The following is a 6,570-nucleotide window of genomic DNA, read 5'->3' as shown; positions in this document are numbered from 1 at the left end:
GGATTATGGTAATTTATTTGCTTTCTATTATGCCATCAACTTAGTCAGACAGACAATTGTCTGAGTATTTATACTGATTGCAAAAGTGGGATGCTCCCCTTCAAACTTTTCAATCAGCGTTATCAAAAGCTCCAGAAATAGCTCTTCCTCCAGCGATCGCATAGGGCCGTGTTCCAGTTCGCAAGCAAGAGCGATCGCGGCATCATTTTCTGCTTCATTTGCGATCGGTTTTGGTTGATACCGAACAAGTAAATCTGTATAAGATTTTGCATCAAAAGTACGGATCATTTTTCCACTCATCCTTACTTAGATTTGCATAGGTAGCGATCGCTCTTTCTATTTAAGCTACAGTAAAAGCTATATTTTCTAGCACTACATTAGGTACATTTCCACTACCTAAAACCTGTTTAGCATCTAAAACTTCTATCCCTACCAATAACTCATTTTCCCCAATATTTAAAGCAATTTCGTCAGTTAACTGTAAAGTTCGGCACTCATGCTTACCTTCTACAAGTCTAATGTATAGAGCGTCAATTTCGGAATCATAACTAATCTTCATAAAGTTTTACCTCTTATTCTTCAGTCCGCGAAGGCGGACTTCGTTTGTGTAGAAGCGGTTTCAACCGCCGAGTGATAAAGATAATGACTAACAACTCCCCAAAAAACTAAAGCTCCTTTCCGTTGTTGCGGGAAAAGAGCTTTAATTTATTATTAACCTGGCACCGAGCTATTTTACCGGGCAGTGACCCGCCGAGTATCTTCGCCATAGCAACGTTTAACAACCGAGTTCGGGATGGATCGGAGTGGTTCCATTACATCATAAGCACCAGGAAAGCTTTGAAAACTTTGAATCCTGTGTCTGCGTTAAATTTGATGTTTTGCATCTCTTTCGCTCGACATCCATTACATTACCAAACTCCCCTAAGTTTGTCAACCCCTTTTTGAAAGATTTTTTGCTGAGATGTTGCACCTTTCTCACTGAACAGGCAAGATGCCTGTTCCACAAAGACACAAAGAGTAAATTTTCTTGTGGGGTGGGCATCCTGCCCGCCCATCAGTCCTATCACAAATCCAAAAACGCAGCATCCATACCCTACTCTCTGCGAATCTTCGCATCCTTCTCAAACCACGCCACAACCTGCTTAACTGTTAATTGCTCGATCGCACTTCCAGCTTCTGTCGCAATTTGCCTCAACGGCCGCAAAGACGCAACCACCAAATTCGTAAAAAAGTTTTCAAAACTAGCATCAACTTGAATAGACTGCTGAATACTCTCATCATTCTTAATCCAATCCATCACCTGCTGGTTGGACACCTCAGTCACCGGCAAACCAGTCTCCCCAGAAATTTGCTTGAGCACCCTCAAACCGTAAATTGCCAGCCGAGTCGAAAACTTTTCCTTCGAGGACAACAGCGCCATATCAACTTCCGCGCACTCTTCCGGCTTTAAAAAATCTGCTAGGGGTTCCATAGTTATTTGTTATTTGTTATTTGTTATTTGTTATTGCTAATCTGTAACATCCGTTAAATCCGTGACATCCCTTAAATCCGCTACAAAATCCGCTGCCGAATCGACATCCGTTAAATCCGCTACAAAATCCGCTGCCGAACTTCCTTCCTCGCAATAATCAAATAACCGCAGCGATGTTCGCCATCAATAATCCAGTGAGTGCGCTCCACAGTACAATCCGGTAAAACCGCAGCAAACATTTCCAACTCATTGCCACAAACACTCGGAAAAGTTTCCGCAACATTAGAAATCGCGCAGTTGTGTTCCATCAACACAAATCGATCGCCCTTAACATCGCGATCGCCCATTTCCACAATTTCTACATCTACAGATTCTACAGGATAACACTCAGCCATGTAACCCTCAGCCCTGCGGAGTTCCACCAACTTAATCACCCGCTCTTGGAGCGAACCAGCGCCCACCAACCGGCGGTAGTCCGTAGCTTTGCGCTCCCACTGTTTTTGCAGGATAGTAATAACTTGCTCGCGGCCCACCGTTTCCGCCAGAGTATCCAAGAAAGACACTGCAAAATCGCCGTAACGATTCGGGAAGCGATCGCGCCCCAGACTGGTAAGCTCATAAATGTGCTGCGGTCGCCCCATCCCAGCCTGAACCGACCGATACTGAATCAGCCCCTCCCCCTCCAAATCCTTCAAATGACGGCGAATCGCCTGGGGGCTGACATCCAAAGACTCCGCCAACTGGAGAGCCGTCCCTTGACCCCCCTTGAGCAAAAACTGCAAGATGTCTTGTTTAGTGGAAGTCTGCTGAGTCTGCATCATCTTCACAAAAAAATATTTCTGAGACTTTGACAATATCACTATTGTTAATGTAGCTTAAAATATAGTAAAGCAACAGATTTGTTGTTTAACTTAACCGAGCAGTCCAGCAAAACTCGCTCAAGCCCAGACAGGGATTCCCCGTCTGCCATCTTTGAGAGCATTATCTAGAACACTGAACACGCAAAATAATGAGTTCTACCACAGCCCAAACCCTAGTCAACCAGCCCTACAAATACGGTTTCGTCACCGACATCGAGTCAGACACCATCCCTCGCGGCTTGAGCGAAGATGTAGTACGGCTGATTTCCTCCAAGAAAAACGAACCAGAATTCTTGCTGCAATTCCGCCTGAAAGCATACCGCAAGTGGCTGACCATGACCGAGCCGACCTGGCCTCATGTCAACTATCCCGCGATCGACTACCAACAAATTATCTACTATTCAGCGCCAAAACAAAAGCCCAAAAAACTCAACAGCTTAGATGAAGTTGACCCGACACTCCTCGAAACCTTCGAGAAACTAGGCATTCCCCTCTCCGAACAAAAGCGCCTGGGAAATGTCGCCGTCGATGCCGTTTTCGACAGCGTTTCCATCGCCACCACATTTAGAGAAAAACTAGCCAAAGACGGCGTAATATTCTGTTCCATTTCCGAAGCCGTCAAAGATTATCCCGAACTCATAGAAAAATATCTCGGCAGCGTTGTACCCGTTGGCGACAACTTTTTCGCAGCCCTCAACTCCGCCGTATTCAGCGACGGTTCCTTCGTTTACATCCCCAAAGGCGTAAAATGCCCGATGGAATTATCCACCTATTTTCGCATCAACAACGGAGATTCCGGCCAATTCGAGCGCACCCTAATTGTCGCAGAAGAAAACAGCTCTGTTAGTTATCTCGAAGGCTGCACCGCACCCATGTTTGACACCAACCAACTACACGCCGCCGTCGTCGAATTGGTAACAATGGACAATGCCGACATCAAATATTCCACAGTGCAAAACTGGTACGCCGGCGATGCTAATGGGAAAGGCGGCATTTACAACTTTGTGACAAAGCGCGGTTTGTGTCAAGGAGTCAATTCCAAGATTTCTTGGACACAAGTAGAAACCGGTTCCGCGATTACTTGGAAATATCCCAGTTGCGTGTTAGTTGGTGACAACTCGGTGGGCGAATTCTACTCGGTAGCCCTGACAAACAACAAGCAGCAAGCTGATACCGGCACCAAAATGATCCACGTCGGCAAAAACACTCGCAGCACGATTATTTCCAAGGGAATTTCGGCGGGGAATTCTTCTAACAGTTATCGCGGCTTAGTGAAAATGGGGCCGAGTGCGAAAGGCGCTCGCAATTATTCCCAGTGCGACTCGATGCTGATTGGCGATAACGCTCAAGCGAATACTTTCCCTTATATTCAAGTGCAGAACCATACTGCTAAAGTGGAACATGAAGCCTCGACTTCTAAGATTGGGGAAGAGCAATTGTTCTTCTTCGCGCAGCGGGGAATTTCCGCAGAAAATGCCATTTCGATGATGATTAGCGGTTTCTGCAAAGACGTTTTCAATCAGTTACCGATGGAATTTGCGGCGGAAGCTGATAAGCTGTTGAGCCTGAAACTCGAAGGAAGTGTCGGGTAGAACTCACATCTTGCACTATTATCAAAAAACCTGTAGGGGCGGGTTCACCAAAAACCTTAAACGGTGCAAACAGGTTAAATAAACCCGCCCCCACCCACTGTAAACTGCATTGAGGCCAAGGAAAAAAAGAGATGATTGTTGAAAATAGTCCAGTAATTCTATCCGTCCGCAATTTAACTGCGAATGTTGAAGATACCCAAATCCTGAAGGGTTTGAACCTAGAAATTAAATCCGGCGAAATTCACGCCATCATGGGCCCGAACGGTTCAGGGAAAAGCACATTATCCAAAATATTAGCCGGCCATCCCGCTTATACAGTAACAGGTGGAGAAGTGACATTTTTAGGGCAGAATCTACTGGAATTACCGCCAGAAGAACGCTCTCTGGCTGGTGTGTTTCTAGCATTCCAATATCCTTTAGAAATTCCGGGCGTTAGTAATGTCGATTTCTTGCGTGTGGCTTACAATGCTCATCGCAAACATCGCGGTTTGGAAGAGTTGGATGCTTTTGATTTCCAAGATTTAATCGAGGATAAGCTGGATGTTGTCAAGATGAATCCGGCTTTCTTGAGCCGCAGCGTAAATGAAGGTTTTTCCGGTGGTGAGAAAAAGCGGAATGAGATTTTGCAAATGGCGCTGTTGGAACCGAAGTTAGCTATTTTGGATGAGACTGATTCTGGTTTGGATATCGATGCTCTCAAAATTGTTGCCGGTGGTGTGAATCAGTTGTCAACTGCTGAAAATTCTATGTTGGTGATTACTCACTATCAGCGGTTGTTGAATTACATTATCCCTGATTTCATTCACGTCATGGAAGCTGGTAGAATTATCTTAACTGGCCCGAAAGAGTTGGCGCTGGAATTGGAAGAGCGCGGTTATGACTGGGTTGTGGAAGAGGAAGCAGCAGGAGTTGGCGCGCGATGATAAATACTCAGGTTGCTACTAGGGAAATGTTTTTGGCTGATTTGGTTAATCAGTGCGGTAAGTTGGAGGTTGCTAATAGCGAAAGTTCGGCTTACGGGTTGCAGGATTTGCGGGATGCGGCGACTGAATATGTGCTGGCTGCGAGTTTTCCGACGGTGAGGGATGAGGAATGGCGCTTTACTGATTTGTCGCCGGTTTTGCAAGTTCCTTTTCATGTACCGCAGAGCAATCAGTCAAATGTTAAGCTGACTGATATTATTATGCCTGTGAAAAATCGGGATGATTTACCATTAAGATTGGTATTTGTTAACGGTTTTTATGCGCCGGATTTGTCAACGGGGAATTTGCCGGACTTTTATGTAGGTAATCTATCCAATGTACCGGAAAAATATCGATCGCGCATCACCGATGTTTTGAGCAAGCACAAACAGCAAACTGAAGTGTTCACAGCCTTGAATACTGCGGGTTTGGTGGATGCTGCGGTGGTGTTCGTACCGGCTAATATGTCGATCGACCTTCCGATTCATTTGCTGTTCCTGACTGCACCAGGTGCATCTGGGACGATGTGTCAGCCGCACTGCTTAATCATAGCTGAGGCTGGCAGCAACATCACTGTTGTTGAGGATTACGCAACTATCGGCAATGTACCCGCTTTTACGAATGCTGTCACGGATGTTGTTGTCGGTGAAAACGCCACGGTGAATCATGTTCGGCTTCAGCGCGAAGGTTTGGATGTGGTGCATATTGGCAAAAGTGCGATCGAGCAAGCGCGCAATAGTCGTTATACTTGTCATGCTATCAGTTTGGGCGGCAAAATATCGCGGCACAATTTAGAAGTATTTCAGCGCGGCGAAGGCACCGAAACAACTTTAAACGGCTTAACCGTAGCCTTTGGCGAACAGTTGGCGGACACTCACAGTTTAATCGATTTCAATCATCCCCACGGCACAAGTCGGCAATTGCACAAGTGCATTGTCGGTAACAAAGCCCGCGCCGTATTTAACGGCAAAGTTTTTGTTCGCAAAGCCGCACAATTGACAGACGCCGGACAATTGAGCCGGAATTTGTTATTGTCGCCGAGAGCACGTGTCGATACCAAACCGCAGTTAGAAATTGTGGCGGATAACGTTAAATGTTCCCACGGTGCAACTGTCAGCCAGTTGGAAGATGATGAACTTTTCTACTTGCAAAGCCGCGGCTTAGATTTAGAAAGAAGTCGCTATTTGCTGATTGATGCTTTTGCGGCGGAAATGCTCAATCAATTGCCGATTGTTGGAGTGGCAAAAATGCTTTCTACCTGCATGGCTATCCAAGAATAACTGATTGGTTAGCATACAAATTAGGACACAGCAATGCTGTGTCCCTACCCATAAATATTGTACAATTTTCAACAAATCTGTAAGGGCGGGTTCACCAATCACATTTACTTCCCACAAACAATCTATATAAACCCGCCCCACCACCACAGACAATCTAGATAAACATAGATTTTTATTTAAATCAAAAATTGTGGTTGTCAATTTTTGATTTATTCAACTAAATGTAATCCCCGTCTGTTTTACCAGAAAGAATTGGTTTCAAGCCTCTCTCCCTTGTAGGAATAAACTAAAATCAGACTATTCATTGCTCCTATCTTTTTCCTTCTAGCCCAAGTGCTGTCAACTGTCAACTGTCAACTGTCAACTGTCAACTGTCAACTGAATGAAGGCGGGTATATGTGAAAA

Annotated in this window: 7 protein-coding genes and 1 rRNA gene; 3 read left to right on the top strand and 5 right to left on the bottom strand. The window is 45.3% G+C overall.

Going from position 1 to position 6,570, the window contains the following annotated elements; translation table 11 throughout:
- Positions 1 to 27: 27 nt before the first annotated feature.
- The 5 genes from JGK14_RS04420 to sufR all read right to left on the bottom strand — a co-directional run bounded on the left by JGK14_RS04420 (position 28) and on the right by sufR (position 2,292).
- Entirely contained in the window at positions 28 to 300 is a 273-nt protein-coding gene (locus JGK14_RS04420; protein WP_325314803.1) for a hypothetical protein, read from the bottom strand.
- 40 nt (positions 301 to 340) lie between these two features.
- Positions 341 to 559 carry a DUF2283 domain-containing protein gene (locus tag JGK14_RS04415; protein ID WP_293175366.1) on the bottom strand — a complete coding sequence of 73 codons (219 nt, stop codon included), beginning with the start codon at positions 557 to 559 and terminating at the stop codon, positions 341 to 343.
- A gap of 155 nt (positions 560 to 714) precedes the next feature.
- Positions 715 to 831: ribosomal RNA gene (gene rrf, locus JGK14_RS04410) — 5S ribosomal RNA — on the bottom strand.
- A gap of 262 nt (positions 832 to 1,093) precedes the next feature.
- Positions 1,094 to 1,471, bottom strand: coding sequence for a hypothetical protein (locus JGK14_RS04405; protein ID WP_325314802.1), 378 nt, complete (start codon positions 1,469 to 1,471; stop codon positions 1,094 to 1,096).
- 119 nt (positions 1,472 to 1,590) lie between these two features.
- Positions 1,591 to 2,292 (bottom strand): iron-sulfur cluster biosynthesis transcriptional regulator SufR, encoded by a 702-nt coding sequence (gene sufR / locus JGK14_RS04400; RefSeq protein ID WP_325314801.1) that lies wholly within the window; start codon positions 2,290 to 2,292, stop codon positions 1,591 to 1,593.
- A 188-nt stretch (positions 2,293 to 2,480) separates the two neighbouring features.
- Here sufR and sufB point away from each other — a divergent pair, with 188 nt between their 5' ends.
- The 3 genes from sufB to sufD all read left to right on the top strand — a co-directional run bounded on the left by sufB (position 2,481) and on the right by sufD (position 6,165).
- Complete coding sequence (sufB, locus tag JGK14_RS04395; RefSeq protein ID WP_293204422.1) at positions 2,481 to 3,923, top strand: Fe-S cluster assembly protein SufB; 1,443 nt, start codon at positions 2,481 to 2,483, stop codon at positions 3,921 to 3,923.
- A gap of 131 nt (positions 3,924 to 4,054) precedes the next feature.
- The gene (gene sufC, locus JGK14_RS04390) at positions 4,055 to 4,846 is read left to right on the top strand and encodes a Fe-S cluster assembly ATPase SufC (protein ID WP_293210538.1); all 792 of its coding nucleotides are present in this window, start codon (positions 4,055 to 4,057) and stop codon (positions 4,844 to 4,846) included.
- The gene (gene sufD / locus JGK14_RS04385; protein WP_293196592.1) at positions 4,843 to 6,165 is read left to right on the top strand and encodes a Fe-S cluster assembly protein SufD; all 1,323 of its coding nucleotides are present in this window, start codon (positions 4,843 to 4,845) and stop codon (positions 6,163 to 6,165) included. The genes sufC and sufD overlap by 4 nt, the downstream gene beginning before the upstream one ends.
- The last annotated feature ends 405 nt before the right edge of the window (positions 6,166 to 6,570 follow it).

The sequence above is a fragment of the Microcoleus sp. PH2017_28_MFU_U_A genome (assembly GCF_020738035.1).
Taxonomy (GTDB): domain Bacteria; phylum Cyanobacteriota; class Cyanobacteriia; order Cyanobacteriales; family Microcoleaceae; genus Microcoleus.
The sequence above is the reverse complement of the archived record's forward strand: the minus strand, read 5'-3'. Positions and strand labels throughout refer to the sequence as shown.

Excerpts from the sequence above, each read along its gene's own strand:
- sufC (WP_293210538.1), top strand. The coding sequence starts at position 4,055 with ATGATTGTTGAAAATAGTCCAGTAATTCTATCCGTCCGCAATTTAACT.
- JGK14_RS04420 (WP_325314803.1), bottom strand. The coding sequence starts at position 300 with ATGAGTGGAAAAATGATCCGTACTTTTGATGCAAAATCTTATACAGAT.
- sufD (WP_293196592.1), top strand. The coding sequence starts at position 4,843 with ATGATAAATACTCAGGTTGCTACTAGGGAAATGTTTTTGGCTGATTTG.
- sufR (WP_325314801.1), bottom strand. The coding sequence starts at position 2,292 with ATGATGCAGACTCAGCAGACTTCCACTAAACAAGACATCTTGCAGTTT.
- sufB (WP_293204422.1), top strand. The coding sequence starts at position 2,481 with ATGAGTTCTACCACAGCCCAAACCCTAGTCAACCAGCCCTACAAATAC.
- JGK14_RS04415 (WP_293175366.1), bottom strand. The coding sequence starts at position 559 with ATGAAGATTAGTTATGATTCCGAAATTGACGCTCTATACATTAGACTT.
- JGK14_RS04405 (WP_325314802.1), bottom strand. The coding sequence starts at position 1,471 with ATGGAACCCCTAGCAGATTTTTTAAAGCCGGAAGAGTGCGCGGAAGTT.